General features: G+C 39.8%; 15 protein-coding genes and 1 other annotated feature. Of the genes, 4 read left to right on the top strand and 11 right to left on the bottom strand.

Features of this window, described 5'->3' with window-relative positions:
- The first annotated feature begins 59 nt into the window (after positions 1–59).
- Genes QFZ87_RS09280 through QFZ87_RS09270 form a run of 3 tightly spaced genes read left to right on the top strand, consistent with a single transcriptional unit; the run spans position 60 to position 2,145 of the window.
- Positions 60–485, top strand: a complete 426-nt coding sequence (locus QFZ87_RS09280; protein WP_309860321.1) for a prepilin-type N-terminal cleavage/methylation domain-containing protein — start codon at positions 60–62, stop codon at positions 483–485.
- 17 nt (positions 486–502) lie between these two features.
- Positions 503–940, top strand: coding sequence for a PulJ/GspJ family protein (locus QFZ87_RS09275; RefSeq protein ID WP_309860319.1), 438 nt, complete (start codon positions 503–505; stop codon positions 938–940).
- Positions 940–2,145 carry a hypothetical protein gene (locus QFZ87_RS09270; protein WP_309860317.1) on the top strand — a complete coding sequence of 402 codons (1,206 nt, stop codon included), beginning with the start codon at positions 940–942 and terminating at the stop codon, positions 2,143–2,145. The genes QFZ87_RS09275 and QFZ87_RS09270 overlap by 1 nt, the downstream gene beginning before the upstream one ends.
- A 61-nt stretch (positions 2,146–2,206) precedes the next feature.
- On the opposite strand, the gene QFZ87_RS09265 is transcribed toward QFZ87_RS09270, so the two are convergent.
- From QFZ87_RS09265 to QFZ87_RS09255, 3 genes are all read right to left on the bottom strand, one after another.
- Positions 2,207–3,919, bottom strand: coding sequence for a sensor domain-containing diguanylate cyclase (locus QFZ87_RS09265; RefSeq protein ID WP_309860315.1), 1,713 nt, complete (start codon positions 3,917–3,919; stop codon positions 2,207–2,209).
- 70 nt (positions 3,920–3,989) lie between these two features.
- Positions 3,990–5,312: a bifunctional folylpolyglutamate synthase/dihydrofolate synthase gene (locus tag QFZ87_RS09260; protein ID WP_309860313.1), complete on the bottom strand. Its 1,323-nt coding sequence runs from the start codon at positions 5,310–5,312 to the stop codon at positions 3,990–3,992.
- A gap of 89 nt (positions 5,313–5,401) precedes the next feature.
- A complete protein-coding gene (locus QFZ87_RS09255) occupies positions 5,402–8,044 on the bottom strand; it encodes a valine--tRNA ligase (RefSeq protein ID WP_309860311.1) in 2,643 nt (880 codons plus the stop codon).
- Positions 8,045–8,104: 60 nt separating this feature from the next.
- Positions 8,105–8,344, bottom strand: a binding site (T-box leader).
- Positions 8,345–8,504: 160 nt separating this feature from the next.
- Here QFZ87_RS09255 and QFZ87_RS09250 point away from each other — a divergent pair.
- Positions 8,505–8,696: a hypothetical protein gene (locus tag QFZ87_RS09250; RefSeq protein WP_309860309.1), complete on the top strand. Its 192-nt coding sequence runs from the start codon at positions 8,505–8,507 to the stop codon at positions 8,694–8,696.
- Between the two features lie 18 nt (positions 8,697–8,714).
- Here QFZ87_RS09250 and ysxE read toward each other — a convergent pair whose 3' ends face one another.
- The 8 genes from ysxE to hemA form a co-directional block, all read right to left on the bottom strand.
- Positions 8,715–9,752 (bottom strand): spore coat protein YsxE, encoded by a 1,038-nt coding sequence (gene ysxE / locus QFZ87_RS09245; protein WP_309860307.1) that lies wholly within the window; start codon positions 9,750–9,752, stop codon positions 8,715–8,717.
- 92 nt (positions 9,753–9,844) lie between these two features.
- Positions 9,845–10,936: a stage VI sporulation protein D gene (spoVID, locus tag QFZ87_RS09240; RefSeq protein ID WP_309860304.1), complete on the bottom strand. Its 1,092-nt coding sequence runs from the start codon at positions 10,934–10,936 to the stop codon at positions 9,845–9,847.
- 456 nt (positions 10,937–11,392) lie between these two features.
- On the bottom strand, positions 11,393–12,679 hold the full coding sequence (gene hemL, locus QFZ87_RS09235; RefSeq protein ID WP_309860302.1) for a glutamate-1-semialdehyde 2,1-aminomutase: 1,287 nt from the start codon (positions 12,677–12,679) through the stop codon (positions 11,393–11,395).
- A gap of 24 nt (positions 12,680–12,703) precedes the next feature.
- The gene (gene hemB, locus QFZ87_RS09230) at positions 12,704–13,684 is read right to left on the bottom strand and encodes a porphobilinogen synthase (RefSeq protein ID WP_309860300.1); all 981 of its coding nucleotides are present in this window, start codon (positions 13,682–13,684) and stop codon (positions 12,704–12,706) included.
- Complete coding sequence (locus QFZ87_RS09225; protein WP_309860299.1) at positions 13,685–14,470, bottom strand: uroporphyrinogen-III synthase; 786 nt, start codon at positions 14,468–14,470, stop codon at positions 13,685–13,687.
- Positions 14,467–15,402 (bottom strand): hydroxymethylbilane synthase, encoded by a 936-nt coding sequence (gene hemC, locus QFZ87_RS09220; RefSeq protein ID WP_309860296.1) that lies wholly within the window; start codon positions 15,400–15,402, stop codon positions 14,467–14,469. Before hemC ends, QFZ87_RS09225 begins: the two co-directional genes overlap by 4 nt.
- Before the next feature lie 15 nt (positions 15,403–15,417).
- Positions 15,418–16,251: a cytochrome c biogenesis protein CcsA gene (gene ccsA, locus QFZ87_RS09215; protein WP_309860295.1), complete on the bottom strand. Its 834-nt coding sequence runs from the start codon at positions 16,249–16,251 to the stop codon at positions 15,418–15,420.
- Between the two features lie 12 nt (positions 16,252–16,263).
- Entirely contained in the window at positions 16,264–17,607 is a 1,344-nt protein-coding gene (hemA, locus tag QFZ87_RS09210; RefSeq protein WP_309860293.1) for a glutamyl-tRNA reductase, read from the bottom strand.
- Positions 17,608–17,663 lie beyond the last annotated feature (56 nt).

Below are 17,663 nucleotides of genomic sequence, written 5' to 3'. Positions count from 1 at the left end.
TTCTATGCTTTTTCTGAAAAGTCTTCTAAACTAAATTTCACCCTTGAAGGGAAGGTTTTATGGTAATGAATGAAAAAGAGAAGGGTGTCACACTAATAGAAGTACTTATATCAATTGTCATTTTATCGATAATATTTTTATCGTTCATGCGTTTCTTCCCACAGATGGGATTTATGAATAATGAGAATGCTGATAAAACTCAAGCAATTAATACTGCAAAAGAGATACTAATTGAATGGCAGGAATCGGAGGATTTAAAAAATTTTCTCAAAAACCCTACTGGCACATTTTTACAAGAATATGTAAAGACGGAAGCGGGCTATTATTATTTTAAAACCGTTGAGAGCAACTATAATGTTTACATCAAGATTAAGATAAGCTCTGATTTAGTATCTACACCAAATAAAACCTTTCTAATTCAAGTCGAACTATTAAATAAACGAAATAATATCATTAGTGAAACATACGGATACATTATTTTATAGAAAGGAGATGGTTTGTTTTGCTCACAAAACAACAAGGTTTAACACTAATCGAACTTTTAGTAACCTTAGCCATTCTCTCCTTTATTGGGATTATTATTTGGAGTGTCTTTATTCAAGGATATAAATTTTCGCAAAAATCTATATCTAAAAATACGATGCAACAAGAAACAAATCTTCTAATAACAAACCTAAAGAAAATACACCAAACTTCTAAAGAATATAACATTATTACTGGAACTTGCACAATTACAGTTAATGCTACTAAATCTGATAATTCTACCCAAACCTATGTATTTGATCAACCTAGCCTTTGCTTTTCATTGGATCGAACAGGGCTTGTTCAACCTGACATTGAGGATGTTAAATTAACAATTACTATTTCTGAAAAGAATGATTCTGAAAATAAATTAGAGATAGAAACGATTCTCTATCGGCTAAAGGATGGTGGAATATAATGTTCTCGGGACAACAGGAACAAGGTTACGCACTACCAACAGTATTATTAATTATTGTAATATTCATGGTTATTATGCTTTCCTTTATGGGTCGTGCATTTAGTAGTGTCAAACAAAATCAAGTAGTTGAGAAAACGACCCAATCAGTAGCCTTAGCCGAAATGGGAATGACTCAATACCAGGTTGCAGTTCAAAATATTTACGAAATAAAGAAACAACAAATCAGCGATGAAGTAAAGGCACAAATTGAATTAGACCGCTCAGCTAAGAACCTTCAAAGCAATGATTATTATGTGAATCTTGGGATTTCAAAAATGAAAAGTGCAATTAAGTCTGGTCTACAGAATGAACTATCAACTGTTACAATTGATGGAAAATCAAATACTTCTTACACAATTATTGAAAAAAACTTTTATGAAACAACACAAGAACCAAAAGTTCTTTTAAAAGTGCAGGGGAACCAAAATGGAAAAACTACTGTTTTAAGCACCGTTATGACATTTGCACCTACAATAATAAACTTAACAAGTGGCTCTTCAGCTAGTTCCTATACTCTACCAAATTTCGACAGTATCACACAACCCAAAAGTACTGATCCAAACTATTGTAAAAATCCAGCAGCACTTGGAACCTGTACGAATATTTATGTTGAGGGACCAGGGACCTTCAATGAAAATAATAATATAAGTGGGAGGACCATTTTTACAACAGGCACCCTAACACTAGGTGGTAATGCTAATAATACAACCAATTCATTTATTCATACTGGAAACTCTTTAACAGTCGGAAAAAATATGATTAATACCGTGAATGTTACAATGGAGACCAATGGTTTCGCTACCTTTGGTAGTCATCTAACAGCTGATTCATCTAAACTATATATTAATGGAAACTTGACTATAAACGGAAAACTTAATGTTACCAATAAATCAATAGTTTACGTTAACGGAAATACCAACATAGGGAATCAACTTGTTGTTTCAGGTTCACCCAATTTATCAAGATTATGTGTGATTGGAGATTTAACCTATAGGCAGCCAGGAAGTAAGATTGGTGGATTATTAGTAGTAAAAGGAAAAATAAATGGGGTTAAAACTAGTGTAACCGATCAAGAATTCCAGCAAAAATGTGGTACTCCAGCAGTTCCTGCTACGGATGTCCAATGGGGAGATACGGTATTGAACGACGTAAACTATGAATACTAAAAAACAATGGACCTTACTGTTAAAGTTAGGTCCATTGTTTTATTACTAAGTAATTTAGCACTTAACAAGACGAATACTCCGCAACCCTGTTCCTACCTGCCCGCTTAGCCCCTACATAAAGTGCCCGGTCAGCATGGCGGATTAATGCTAATGCATCTTCGGCATCTTCTGGTGCGGTTGCCACACCTATGGAAGCGGTGATTCTGACCTGCTGCTGTTTTTGGTCTAGCGACTGGCTTATGCTGAATGGCCAGTTGGCGATGGATTGACGGATGAGTTCAGCCATTTGATAGGCATCTTCTTTTGAAACATCAGGTAAAAGGACCACAAATTCCTCGCCGCCATAACGGGCAACAGTTCCTCGGCCTCCTACCAGCTTACTTAGCCTGTTTGCTAGTTCACATAAAATTTCATTTCCACTTTGATGCCCATACGTGTCATTCACGTTTTTAAAATGGTCAATGTCGAGAATAATTAATGAGAGTATTTTGCGCTCGAAACGAGTAAGTTTTTCAAATTCTTCTGTTAGCATATTCTCAAAGTAACGATAATTATATAGATTTGTTAAGGCACAACGTTCGCTCTGTCTCTTGGTTTGCTCATAATGACGGGCATTTTCAATTGCCACAGCAAAATGAGAGCAAAGAATATCGATAATCATTAACTGTGATTTTTCATAGGCCCGTTTTCTTCTTGAAGCTAACAGTAAGACACCAATTAACTTTTTACTTCTAATGATGGGTACACCCAGAATACTTTCGGCATCCTTCGGAATGTAGCCATTGGAATACTCAATCCAATCCTTCTTTGTTTTGAATAGGAAGGCCTTTCGGCTTTCCCAAACCATTCCACTGATTCCTTCATGAATACTCATAGTCTGCTGATCATTTGGTAACGCCTTCCCTGATTCAATCCGGCGAATCAATTTCAGTTCATCGCCGCTTGCCTCAAGTATATAAGCATAGTCCACCGGAAGCATTTCACTTAATTTCTGAATAAATAGGTTAACGACATCATCAATATACAAGCGTTCAGCCATTTGATGACCAATCTCGGCTGCCTTTTGCAGGTACTCATTTATTTTTTCACTAGAATAATAGAGATTAAAGATCATAGATAAGCTAACAAATGGCACTCCCACAAAGAGGAGGGCTAATAAGCCTAAATTATTATAAAGAATGTACAAAATGAATCCGATTGGGAAGGTAATTAACGTAGTAATTGTCTCGACAAAGAGTTCTTTCCCAAAAAAAGGATCCTTACTTTTATAAATCACATATAAATTAAATGCGAGAATCACTTGATTTAAGGTATAGCTAAGTACCGCATACAAGACCGCCAACAACAAGAAGTCTGCATTAATTTGTAGATTTTCTCCTGTATCTCCGCCAAGTAAATAATATAAACCGCCACTTAAAAAAGAAACGAAAAAAAACATAATCAAATTTAGCGGTAAGCGGAACAGTTCACCCTTGCGAAGGATCCTTAGTTTAAGTAATAATACAACAACTGCAATCTGAGCAAAGATAATTTCAACGAATAAACCAAACCGCAAAAAGGTAGCCAGCGCCACCCATTGAATTAAAAAGATATACATTTCGTTAATGACAATAGGCATGGAAGCAACCACGGAGGTTAATAACAAAAAGGCTAATAGATCTATCCAATGCCCATTAATCTCAAGAGGATACGTATGATAGGTAAACCACAGCCCTGTAGGAACTAATAAAAACCATACAAGAAAAATGGCTTGTTTTGTTAGCGGTTTAACCATCTTACTTACCTCCCCTTCATATTATTATTAATTCGAGATAAAAACATTTTACCACTTTTACTATAGCTTGTCATAAAGAAATCGTCATATTTTTCAAATATTTACATAAATGTGGTTTTATCTCAGAGATAAAATAGAGAGAACCAGTAATAACAAGCATACTAGATGAATCTAGAGCCTGAATCTCCTCTAAAAGATAGGATTCCCAGTTAGTGACCGCCACTTTATTGGTAGAATGACTGATTTTTAGTAATTCTTCCGCTGCTGCTGCTCTCGGAAAGTCAAAGCTGACAAATGAGAGTTGATTCGATACCTGATCCAGCTTTGCAATCATTTCATCCAACTTCTTATCCTTTAATGCAGCAAACACAATATGGATGTGTCGTTCTTTATATCTTGTTGATAATTCTTGCACAAGGGCTGTAATCCCTTCCTCATTGTGAGCCCCATCGATGATGACTAATGGCTTTTCAGATAAGATTTCAAATCTGCCAGGCCAGTATGCCTTTTTCAAGCCTTCTCTAATGGCTTGGTCACTGATAGGAAACGAACCCTCTTGATTTAAGTATAGTGCTGCACAGACTGCAAGCGCTGCATTTTCTGTTTGATGCTGACCGATCATCCTGATTTCGAAATCAATGAAGGCTTGTGAGGGTGTAGTTAAAGTAAACTTTTCACCTTTAGTCAATGATTGGTGCTCAGAAATAGAAAATTCCTGGTTCAGTCGATAAATCGGTGCCTTCATTTTTTCTGCCTGATTCTCTATTACTTTAAGAGCTCCTGGTTGTTTAACCGCCGTAAAAATCGGAGTATGCTCCTTGATGATTCCTGCTTTTTCAAAAGCGATTTCCTCATACGAGTTTCCGAGAATGTTCGTGTGGTCCAATCCGATATTTGTAATAATAGAAGCTAGTGGATGAAGAATGTTGGTGGAGTCAAATCGTCCTCCTAATCCCACTTCATAAACAACCACGTCCACCTTGCCCATTTCTGCAAAATAATAAAACGACATAGCAGTGATCACTTCAAACTCAGTCGGTCCCCCAAGCTCTGTTTCTTCCAATTCATCTGCTAATGGTCGAATGATATTGGCCAGGTGTAAAAGCTCTTCATCCGTAATCGGTTTTCCATTCACACTAATACGCTCATTAAATTGCTCGATATATGGTGAGGTAAAGGTACCCACCTTAAATCCCACTGCTTGTAAAATATTACGAAGGTAGGTGACGGTCGAGCCTTTTCCGTTTGTCCCTCCCACATGGATCGTTTGGATCTTCTTTTCAGGGGAACCCAGCTTGTCCATCATCCATTCCATTCGTTTCAAACCAGGCTTAATCCCAAGCCGTAATCTGGCGTGGATCCAGTCTAGGGCTTCTTTATATGAAGTAAACATTTCGTGACACCCCATCTATTTTTATTAATAAGAAAAAGGAGCCAATCCCCACAATTATTTTAGTGGGGTCTAACCCCTTTACATAAAGGTTACCCTCTTAATTCTTTAATGCGTGCTTCCACGATGTTTCTTTTTTCAAGATAGTCATTTTCCTTTGCACGCTCTTCAGCAACAACACTTTCAGGTGCTTTCTTCATGAATCCTTCATTGCTTAATTTCTTTTGAACGCGCTCAACTTCTTTATTTAATTTTTCGTATTCCTTCTCAAGACGAGCAATTTCTTCGTCAATGTTAATTAAGCCTTCAAGCGGAAGAATGATTTCCAAGCCTGTAATAACCGCCGTCATTGCTTTTTCAGGTGATTCAATATCGATGCCCATTTGTAATTCCTCTGGATTACAGAAGCGCTCAATATAGCTTCGGTTTGTTTCGATGGCCTTCAGGATTGATTCGTCCTTCGCTTTAACCAGCATTTTAATTTTCTTACTCATTGGCGTATTCACTTCCGCACGAATGTTACGTACCGCGCGAATCATTTCCATAAGTAGCTTCATATCCTGAGCTGCCTTGTCATCGGAAAGCTCTGGTTTCACCTCTGGCCATGCAGCTGTCGTAATAGATTCACCAGCATGTGGGAGGTTCTGCCAAATTTCCTCGGTAATGAATGGCATAAACGGATGTAATAGACGCATGGTTTGATCTAATACATAAGCAAGGATGGAACGAGTCGTTTTCTTTGCTGCTTCATCTTCACCATATAATGGAAGCTTCGCCATTTCAATGTACCAATCACAGAAGTCATCCCAAATGAAGTTGTATAATGCACGGCCTACTTCACCGAATTCATAGCGGTCTGAAAGCTTGGTAACATGGTCAATCGTTTCATTTAGTCTTGTTAAAATCCATTTATCCGCAACGGATTTTTCACCACTGAAATCAATTTCTTCGTAAGTCATGCCGTCCATATTCATTAAGGCAAAGCGTGAAGCATTCCAAATTTTATTAGCAAAGTTCCAGGTTGCTTCAACCTTTTCCGTGCTGTAGCGTAAATCCTGACCTGGAGACGATCCGGTCGATAAGAAGTATCGTAAGGAGTCGGCCCCATATTGATCGATGACATCCATCGGGTCCACACCGTTACCAAGTGATTTACTCATTTTACGTCCCTGTTCATCACGAACAAGACCATGGATCAGAACATCTTTAAATGGACGTTCACCTGTAAATTCGATGCTTTGGAAAATCATTCTGGATACCCAGAAGAAAATAATATCGTAGCCTGTTACCAAAACGTCTGTTGGGAAGTAACGTTTAAAATCTGCTGCTTCCTTGTTCGGCCAGCCCATGGTTGAGAATGGCCATAATGCTGAGCTGAACCACGTATCTAGTACGTCTTTGTCCTGCTCCCAGTTTTCAGCGTCTGCTGGTGCTTCGTGACCTACAAATACTTCACCTGTTTCTTTGTGGTACCATGCAGGAATCCGGTGTCCCCACCAAAGCTGACGTGAAATACACCAATCACGAATATTTTCCATCCAGCGCAAGTAGGTTTTTTCAAAGCGGTCAGGAACAAAGTTGACTTTGTTTTCTTTATTTTGAAGGGCAATCGCTTCATCTGCTAGTGGCTGCATCTTAACGAACCATTGAGTAGATAGGTAAGGTTCAACAACTGCACCACTACGCTCAGAATGCCCAACGGAATGAAGATGCTCTTCAATTTTGAAAAGAACACCTTGCTCTTGAAGGTCCTTTACAATTTGTTTTCGGCATTCGAAGCGATCCAAACCTTTATATTTTCCTGCTTTGTCATTCATCGAGCCATCTTCATTCATAACGAGAATACGCTCTAAGTTATGGCGGTTGCCAAGTTCAAAGTCGTTCGGATCGTGTGCAGGGGTAATTTTAACCGCACCAGAACCGAACTCCATATCTACATAATCATCTGCTACGATTGGAATTTCACGGCCAACGATTGGCAGAATAACGGTTTTTCCAATTAAATGCTTGTAGCGCTCATCTTCAGGATGAACCGCAACAGCTGTATCACCGAGCATCGTTTCTGGACGAGTTGTCGCAACCTCGATGGATCCAGTGCCATCTGCTAAAGGATATCTCAGATGGTAAAACGCCCCCTGAACATCTTTATAGATTACTTCAATGTCAGATAAGGCTGTTTTCGTAGAAGGATCCCAGTTAATAATATATTCGCCACGGTAAATCAGACCTTTATTGTATAGAGTAACGAATACTTCACGAACGGCATCTGATAACCCTTCATCCAAAGTGAAACGCTCACGGCTGTAATCTAAGCCTAAACCTAGCTTTGACCATTGTTGACGGATGTGGGAAGCATATTCATCCTTCCACTTCCAAGTTTCTTCAACGAACTTTTCACGGCCCAAATCGTAACGGCTTTTGCCTTCACTACGAAGCTTCTCTTCTACCTTCGCCTGTGTGGCAATACCCGCATGGTCCATACCAGGAAGCCAAAGCACGTCATAGCCTTGCATCCGTTTCATACGTGTAACGATATCTTGAAGGGTTGTATCCCATGCATGACCTAAATGAAGCTTACCTGTAACGTTTGGCGGTGGAATAACAACAGTATAAGGCTGTTTCCCCTCGTCATCCTTTGCTTCAAAATACTTCCCTTGTAGCCACCAGTCATAACGACCTTTTTCAATCGATTGCGGGTCGTATTTCGTTGGCATCGTTAATTCTTTTGTTTCCATCAAAAATTCCTCCTTCTTAAGCTACTGTTTCCACAAAAACATAAAAAACCCCATTCGTCATAAAAGGACGAATGGAGTTTGCTTCGCGGTACCACCTTTTTTCCAATCAATAAAAAAACATGATTGGCACTTAACGGGATAACGGATTTCATCCGTCTTCAACTAATCAGATCATTTGACCTTTTCGCAGAAGAAGCTCCTGGGCGACCTTCTGATGTTCCTCTTAGGAAATCTTTCAGCTAATGATTTCCCTCTCTAAAAGTAGGATGGCATCGTACTCTTCCCTGTCGTTGCTTGTTATTTTAATTATATTGTTATACTACCGAAAAAAAGGGTTTGACGTCAATCATGATAACCAATTTTTTTATTTTTTATACTGTATGTATTTAATGGAGAACTTCTATAGGCATTTGGAATATATATAAAATAAAGGTTAAATCCCAAAGGGGGAGATTCTGGGATGAAGAGGAATTTTCATAAATACAAATATAAGCCTTGGTTCATCACGTGCCGAAGGATTGCTGCTCAATTGATTATTCCGTTTAGTATTTTTCAATTTATCCGGACGCTGCTTTTACCAACCGTATTTGATGTATTACTATTAACCTGTTTTCTTGTCCTTGCTGTATCCATTTATTTTGACATTATTTAAGGAGCCCATCTTGCAGAGTTATGACTGCTGCTGGGCTCCTTCTTTTGCTTTTTGTGCGTTTTCGATTTCCGTCATTTTCATGACAATATACTCAGAATTTTTCAAATGCCAGTATCGGTGCTGCAGCTGGCTTACATATTTCAACTCATTCTTTGGCCGCTGCTTCCGATAATAGCTCTCCGCTACTTGTATGATCGGAATGGGAAGAGCTAAATAGCTGAAAAATAATAACTTCTCATCTGCTTTAAACGGGAAGTATTTAAAATAATGGTATACCCAGTCGATTGCTGTATCACTCCGCTTCGGCCTGGTATTTATTGCACGAGAAAGGTAAGGGAGCAAATCATGAATCGGTGAACCATAACGTGCATTTTCAAAATTAATAAAATAGCCGTATCCTCGATCATCATATAAAAAATGCTCAGAAGCTAATTTGCCATGGGTTATTACCATGCGAGCCTTTTCGTTTTCCTTTGTACTTTCGTACCATTCTTCAAATTTTGTTTTTGAAAATCTTAGCGCTTGGCTAATTTCGTTATAATACATGCAATACAATAATTCGAACGGAGACATGTAGGTCTTTTTTTCGCACTGATCGATAAAACCATCTAGGAATTCCTGCTGTTTTTCCATCTCTTGAATGGTCTTTTCATAATGCTCTGTTCGTTCTTCTTTGTTGACAGTGATTTCTTTTGCCGAAAGGGTATGAAGTCTCGCTAATTCGCGAAATAATTGCAGATTGGTTTGCTCGCGGTTATCTTTTAAATCATTTGGCATCCAGGGCATGAGATAGTACAGGTCATTTTCGTGCAGCACCGCATACCTGCCATCCATTGTTGGATAAATTGGAACGATGCGATTAAACCCTTTTTGATACAGAAGATGCACATGGCGAATGAAATCAGTCCCGATTGAAGGATTGATTTTCTTTAAGGCAAACGTACCTTTATTGGAATAAATTTTTTGTACGGTGCCATAATCCTCTACAAAATGAGGTTCAATATAATAATTTTGTAATACCGGCGCTAGCATTTGTATCCGATTTGACTCATTCATGTCAACTCGACCTTCTTTCAATGGAAAAGCCGAAATAGCTTTTAAAAGAAGCTGAGCAGGTTAAAGAAAACCCGCTCAACAATTGTGAATGGTTATTTTTTTGCAAAAGCACTAGGGATATATAATACTTGCCCCTCATACACATCTTGATTGAGTTCCAGATTATTTTCGCGCAACAGATTTTGAACCGTAACATCATAACGGTCTGCGAGGGTACTTACTGTATCCCCCTTCTGTACTATGCAAACCCGTAAACTGGTTTGGGCGGAGTTTTCATCTTTCCTTGCAAAAAATTCGGTAAGTGTCATACTCTTCTTCTTGGCTGCCTTCTTCTTCTTGACCTTCGGTGCTTCCTCAGGGGATGATGAGCTTTCTTCTACATGCTTTACTTCCTCTTCAAAAATAACCTCTGGTTGTGGTGCTGCTTGTTCTTGAACAACGATTTCCTCTTCTTCGATCTCAACTGGCTGGCCGCCTTCATTTCTGGCCCATGCAGGCTCAAATTTTTCTTGTTCATCTGCTGAAGGCTGATAGTTAAAGGTTGGGAACTTCGGTAATACTTCTACTTCTTCCTCTTCCTGTTGTTTTCTTGCCTCTGCTTCAAATAAGAAGTTGTTTTCGTATGTGCTTTGAACTGCTGCTTGTTCAATGGCTGCTTCTTCCTCAGCCTCTTCCGTTTCGTAACGGTTAAGTACCTCATATTCAGGTTCTACTTGTTCCTGCTGCTCTGCATCATATAAACCACTGATGGTCAGTTCTGCAGATAGTTTAAGGCAGCTACGCTCTGGTGTAGAATAATCGAATGATTCAACGAGAACATCAATATCATAGATGCTTTGAATCCGATTGTTCGGGATAGTGATATCGACTGGGAAGCGATGTGAAAATTCACAGGTGCCTTCCTCGCGTTCTGCCACCCTTTCTACAAACTTTTGAGATGTTACTTCCTCTTCGCTACCCTCATTGCTAGGTTCGTAACTTTTATATTCGCCGGTAAGCTCCAACGAACCACGTATGGTTACGTACTGATCGTTTTCCTGGATGGTAATATCCGGGTCTAGAGAAATCGATAGAAGTTCCTCGACTTCCTGTCCTTTTCTAAACCACAAAGATTCCTCCAAAGAAAATCGTAGGCACGATTGATTCTCTTGGGACAAAGCGACTCCTCCTTTCGTATCCTTCACGCAAAATCACTATGTCACTTACACTCTATGAACAATGAGATTTATTTATGATAAAAAACATCATTGCAGAGGGAAAAGAATTAGGAGAAACGTGATTCGCTGATAAAAAGGTTCGATTCGCTGATAAAATCATAAATTCGCCGATATATTGGGTAAATTCGCTGATAAAGGCTCAAAATTCGCTGATAAATCATTTCACCAGGATAATTTAGTGTAATTTTACACTACTCACATTGATTTTTAAGTGTTTACAACTAGAAATCCAAATTATTTTATTGTTGAGTATTAATGATTGGCTCAAAATTTATCATTATTGGCTTATTTTTACCAACGATTGGATCATTTTCGTAAGAGATTGGCTCATTTTTCAGAGGTATTGGCTTTTTTACCACATTTCACCAGAAAAACATCAACAAAAAACACCCACCAGGATTTGGTGGGTGCCTACAAATGAATTTATTTAAGCTTCGAAAATGCAATTTCCACTGCTTGTATTGTTTTTTCAATGTCTTCATCCGTATGGGCAGTCGATAAGAATAATCCTTCGAATTGAGAAGGTGGTAAGAAAATACCTTGCTCTGCCATTTCACGGTAGTACTCTGCAAAGAACGCTAAATTAGATGTTTTCGCTTTTTCAAAGTTAATAACCTCTTCATTGGTAAAGAAGAAACCAATCATGGATCCCGCGCGGTTAAATGTAATAGGAATATCGTATTTTGCCGCAGCAGCCTTAAAGCCTTTTTCAAGAAGGTCGCCCTTACGGATAAACTCCTCGTAATGTGCTGGCGTTAACTGGCTCAATGTTTCATAACCTGCTGTCATAGCAAGCGGGTTACCAGATAAGGTTCCGGCTTGGTAAATCGGGCCGCTTGGAGCAATTCGCTGCATGATTTCGGCCTTACCGCCGTATGCACCTACAGGAAGTCCACCACCGATTACTTTTCCAAGACAGGTGATATCAGGCGTTACATTGAAGTACCCTTGTGCACAGTTGTAGCCCACGCGGAAGCCAGTCATAACCTCGTCAAAAATGAGCAATGTGCCATTTGCCGATGTAATCTCACGCAGTCCTTCCAAGAATCCTGGAAGTGGAGGAACAAGACCCATATTCCCAGCAACTGGCTCAACAATGATACAAGCGATATCTTCCCCAAATTGTTCAAACGCATACTTTACGCCTTCAAGGTCGTTGTACGCTACCGTAATCGTATTGGATGCTACTCCTTCAGGAACGCCCGGGCTGTCAGGAAGGCCTAGTGTAGCCACACCTGAACCAGCTTTAATTAACAGAGAATCTCCATGGCCATGATAGCAGCCTTCGAATTTCAAAATCTTATTACGTCCTGTATACCCTCTTGCTAAACGAAGGGCACTCATCGTTGCTTCTGTACCTGATGATACCATCCGAACCACTTCGATTGATGGAACACGTTCAATAACAAGCTTTGCCAGCTCATTTTCCATCAATGTAGGCGCACCATAGCTTGTACCAAGCTCCGCTACTTTTTTCATTGCTTCCACGACACGGTCATTGGTATGTCCAAGGATTAGAGGACCCCATGAAAGTACATAGTCAATGTATTCATTGCCATCGATATCATAAATTTTAGACCCTTTGCCTCTTTCCATAAAAATCGGGTCCATATTCACTGATTTAAAGGCACGAACAGGACTGTTTACGCCGCCAGGCATAAGGGTTTGGGCTTCTTTAAATGCTTCAATCGATTTTGTATACGAGCGCATCCTTTTCCCTCTTTTCAAAAATGTTTATTGGTCTTCTTTTAACCAGCGAATCGCATCTTTTGCTGCATACGTAATGATCAAGTCAGCACCGGCACGCTTCATGCCCATCAACATTTCAAGAACGGTGTTTTTCTCGTCAATCCAGCCGTTTGCAGAAGCTGCCTTAATCATGGAATACTCACCGCTCACATTATAAATAACAATAGGCAGGTTAAAGGTATTTTTCATATCACGAACGATATCAAGGTACGGCATACCTGGTTTAACAATTAAGAAATCCGCACCCTCTGCCACATCCGATTCTGCTTCTCTGAAAGCTTCCATTCGGTTTGCAGGATCCATTTGATACGTTTTGCGGTCACCAAATTGTGGCGCGCCTTCTGCTGCCTCACGGAACGGTCCGTAGAACGCAGAAGCATATTTAACGGCATAAGACATAATCGGAATCTCTGTAAATCCAGCTTCATCAAGCCCTGCACGAATAGCAGCAACAAAGCCGTCCATCATGTTAGATGGCGCAATAATGTCCGCCCCAGCTTGAGCTTGTGCCACTGCTGTTTTTACAAGAAGATCTAATGACTCATCGTTAAGGATTTTCTCCCCTTCAACAACGCCACAGTGTCCATGGCTTGTATATTCACACAAGCAAGTATCTGCTACAATAATGATTTCTGGGAAGTGTTCTTTAATAAAACGAGTAGCTACCTGAACAATTCCGTGGTCATGATAGGCTTGCTCTCCACACGCATCCTTTGTCGCAGGAATACCGAATAAAAGGACAGACTTTATGCCGTGAGCAACGATATCTTCCATTTCGGCTTGAAGATGATCCATGGAAACTTGGAACACGCCTGGCATGGATGACACTTCATTGCGGATGTTTTCCCCTTCATAGATAAACAGCGGATAGATAAAGTCCTCCGCTTTCAAGTGATTTTCTCTAACAAGTGCGCGCATGCTGGCACTAGAACGCAGGCGGCGATGACGTTTGAATTGAAGTTCCATTTATGATTCCTCCACATCTAAATAAGCAATTATGCTTTTAATCATTTCTTTTACGGTATATTCCTCTGGTGAAGCATGAACGGTGAGCCCATGTTCCACTAGCTTTTTCTCTGTTACCGGACCGATACAGCCGATGACACACTTGTTTACCTGTTCTTCAAGGCCGTAGTCTTTGACCACCTCCATCAAATGATCCACCGTAGAAGGACTTGTAAACAGCAGAATATCCAGCTGCCCGTCAGCCAGCATCCTTGCCAGCTTTTCTCGGCTTTCATCAGGCAGATAGGTTTCGTAAATGACGACTTCATCCACCGCAGCTCCGGCTTCTGATAAGGCTCGTGAGATGTATTCTCGCGCGAGGTTTCCTTTCGGAAGCAAAACCCGCATCCCACTTTGGATAAAAGGTAAAAACTCCTCAACAAACACCTCAGCCACATAGGCAGATGGAACAAATGCGGTAGTTAGCCCTTTTTCCTTCAAGCACTCTGCCGTCTTTTTCCCAATCACTGCGATTTTAGGAAATCTTTCATCCAACTCTTCCTTTTGGAAAAAAGAAAAAAAGGTCTCAACCGTTACATTGCTTGTAAAAATAATCCAATCATATGTATCAAGAGCCTTCAAAGAGTATTGAAGGCGATCGACTTTTTCAATGGGTCGAAAGGCAATAAGAGGGATTTCGATTGGAATCCCTCCCTCCCTTTCTACAAGCTGTGAAAAGGATTTTGCTTGATTTTCGCCTCTTGGAACAAGGACTTTTTTATCAAGCAAGGGCAATGATTGGATCATTGACCTTCCAGCTCCCGTTTCACCTTTTCAATCAGGTCCTTGGCTCCTTTTTTAATTAATAAATCAGCAGCCTGAACACCAAGCTCTTCCGGATTTTGTCCTCTTAGTTCCTCTTTAAAGATCTCCTGACCCTCTGGAGAAGCAACAAGAACATTTAATACGACTTCATCATTTTCTTCTACACGGGCAAAGCCGGCAATTGGCACCTGACAGCCACCCTCCATTTTTTGCAGGAAAGCACGCTCGGCACGAACCGCTCTTTCTGTTTTCTTGCAGGTGAATTTCTCAAACAGCTCTAGTAATTCTTTATCATCTTCGCGGCATTCAATGGATAGTGCACCTTGCCCAACAGCAGGAACACAAATTTCGGCATCAATAAATTCTGTTACTACGTCAGAAGCCCAGCCAAGGCGGGAAAGTCCTGCTGCTGCTAAAATGATGGCATCATATTCTTCTTCCTGTAATTTTGCTAGTCTTGTATCGACATTTCCACGAATCCATTTAATCTCTATGTCTGGGCGTTGGACTAATAGCTGCGCACTGCGGCGAAGGCTACTCGTCCCAACAATTGCACCTGGCTTTAAATCTTTCAATTTGACATGATTTCTTGAAATAAGAGCATCACGGTGATCTTCACGGAAAGGAATACAGCCGATTGTAAGACCCTCAGGTAAAACAGCTGGCATGTCTTTCATACTATGAACGGCCATATCAATCTCTTTATCAAGCATAGCTTGCTCTATTTCCTTTACGAATAACCCTTTTCCGCCCACTTTTGAAAGTGTAACATCGAGGATTTTATCACCCTTTGTTACGATTTCTTTTACTTCAAACTCAAAACGAGGGTCCAGCTTCTTCAACTGTTCAATCACCCAATTGGTTTGTGTTAATGCCAACTTGCTCCGTCTAGAACCAACAATAATTTTTCTCATGACTGCCTCCTAAGGTTATGCATACCATAAATGGAAAGATGATAATCGACCAAATAAGAAAAAATTAATTAATACTATTAAAAATGAGGCCGTATTCCACATTGCTAACTTTCTGCCAGATAAGTTTTTTCCGATCCGGAGATATAAATAAATGCTGTAGGCCGTTAGCAACAAAAACGACCCAATAATTTTCATATCGTACCACGGCATTCCAGGAACCTTTAGAAATGCCCACTGTAAGCCTAAAATAAGGCTGAGCAGGAGCATCGGAACACCAATGACAGCCAATATGTAAGATGATCTTTCAAGTTTATCTAAATCTGCCAGGCGAACAAGTCTTGTTCCCCATTTTTTCCGTTTCAATAGATCATATTGAAGCAGGTACAGGGCTGAAAATACAAACGACAGGGAAAATGCCCCGTATGAAAGAATCGCCATTGTAATATGGATTAACAATAGTTCTGATACCAGTTGTTTGGCCATGATATGTGAATGGTATTGCATTGGGGCGAAGGTATGAATTGCCATAACGGTAAAACCAAGGATATTCGTAAAAAAGACGATAAAATCGACTCGCAGTAAATGATTTATCCCAATTGACAATGTTACTAATACCCAAGCATAAAAATAGAGTCCCTCAAAGATCGTTAGTACAGGGAACCTTCCTGTTTTTGTCATATAAAAAAATAGGAAAATCGTTTGTAAAACCCATACAAATGCAAGTAACCAGAAGGCAATTCGGTTTGCCTTCCGGTTATGGTGAATGAAATCAAAGAAATATAACAACACACTGAAGGCATATAGAACAACCGTTAATTCATGAAGCCTTGTCATAAAGACATCGAACATAGAAAGTACCCCTTATGACTGAAAGGAAGCCTGTGGTTTAAGAACCGGTGATGTATTAACTTCGGCTGCTCTCGAATGTTGTTCTTCAACAAGCTCTTCAATATTGAATATTTTAATAAACAAATCCATCGCCTGTTCGGCATCTGGTCTAGCAGCCAATTCCTTCGCTTGTAAAATCGGATCCTTTAAAAGCTGGTTGATAATGCTCTTTGTATGTTTGTTTAATACTTTTAGGTCACGATCTGATAGATTGGGCAATTTTCTTTCCAAACTAACCATTGTCTCGGCTTGTATAGCTAAAGCTTTTTCGCGAAGAGCGGAAATGACAGGTACTACACCGAGCATTCCAAGCCATTGATTGAAATCAACGATTTCTTTTTCAATCATTAGTCTGATTTTAGCTGCCGCTTTTTGGCGTTCTTGCAGGTTTGCTTCAACAATGCCTTCTAAATCGTCAATATCGTATAAAAAGACATTCTCAAGCTCTGAAATTCTTGGGTCCAAATCACGTGGTACAGCAATATCTACCATAAATAATGGTTTACCCTTACGCTTTTTCTCAACCTTAGCCATCAGTTCTTTTGTAATGACAAAGTCTTTTGCACCCGTTGAGCTAATTAAAATATCTGCTTCAATGAGTGACTGCTGTAAGTCAGCTACCGTTTTCGCTTCGCCATTAAAACGGCTGGCAAGGGTTTTTGCTTTATCGTACGTACGATTAATCACTGTTACTTTTTTCACACCGTTACCATGCAGGTTTTGGGCTGCTAATTCACCCATTTTTCCCGCCCCGAAAATCAATACATGTTTATTCGCAAGAGAGCCGAAGATTTTCTTTGCCAGCTCAACCGCAGCATAGCTAACAGAAACGGCATTTGCACCAATATCTGTTTCTGAATGTCCACGTTTGGCTACCGTAATCGCTTGTTTAAACAAGTGATTGAACACCGAACCAGTCGTTTCCTCTTGTTGTGCCAGCATAAAGCTAGTACGCACCTGCCCAAGAATTTGTGTTTCCCCTAAAACCATGGAATTGAGTCCGCAAGTAACATTAAACAGATGCTCTACAGCTCCATCGTCTTCATAAACAAATAAGAATGGAGAGAATTCAGTTTGTTCCATGCCGAACCATTCGGACAGAAATTCTTTTATATAATAGCGGCCAGTATGGAGTTGATCGACAACCGCATAAATTTCCGTACGATTACATGTAGACAAGATGATGTTTTCTAGGATGCTTTTTTTAGTGTTTAACTTTTTTATGGCATCCACAAGTTCGGTTTCATTAAATGTCAACCGCTCACGGATTTCTACAGGGGCAGTTTTATAGTTAAGACCGATTACTAAAATATGCATTTGTTTCGTACACCCCCACTTAATAGTACATTAGCAGTATTAACTAGTATGATTAT

The sequence above is a fragment of the Bacillus sp. SLBN-46 genome, assembly GCF_031453555.1.
GTDB lineage: Bacteria > Bacillota > Bacilli > Bacillales > Cytobacillaceae > Neobacillus.
This window is presented reverse-complemented; position numbering and strand designations above follow the sequence as displayed.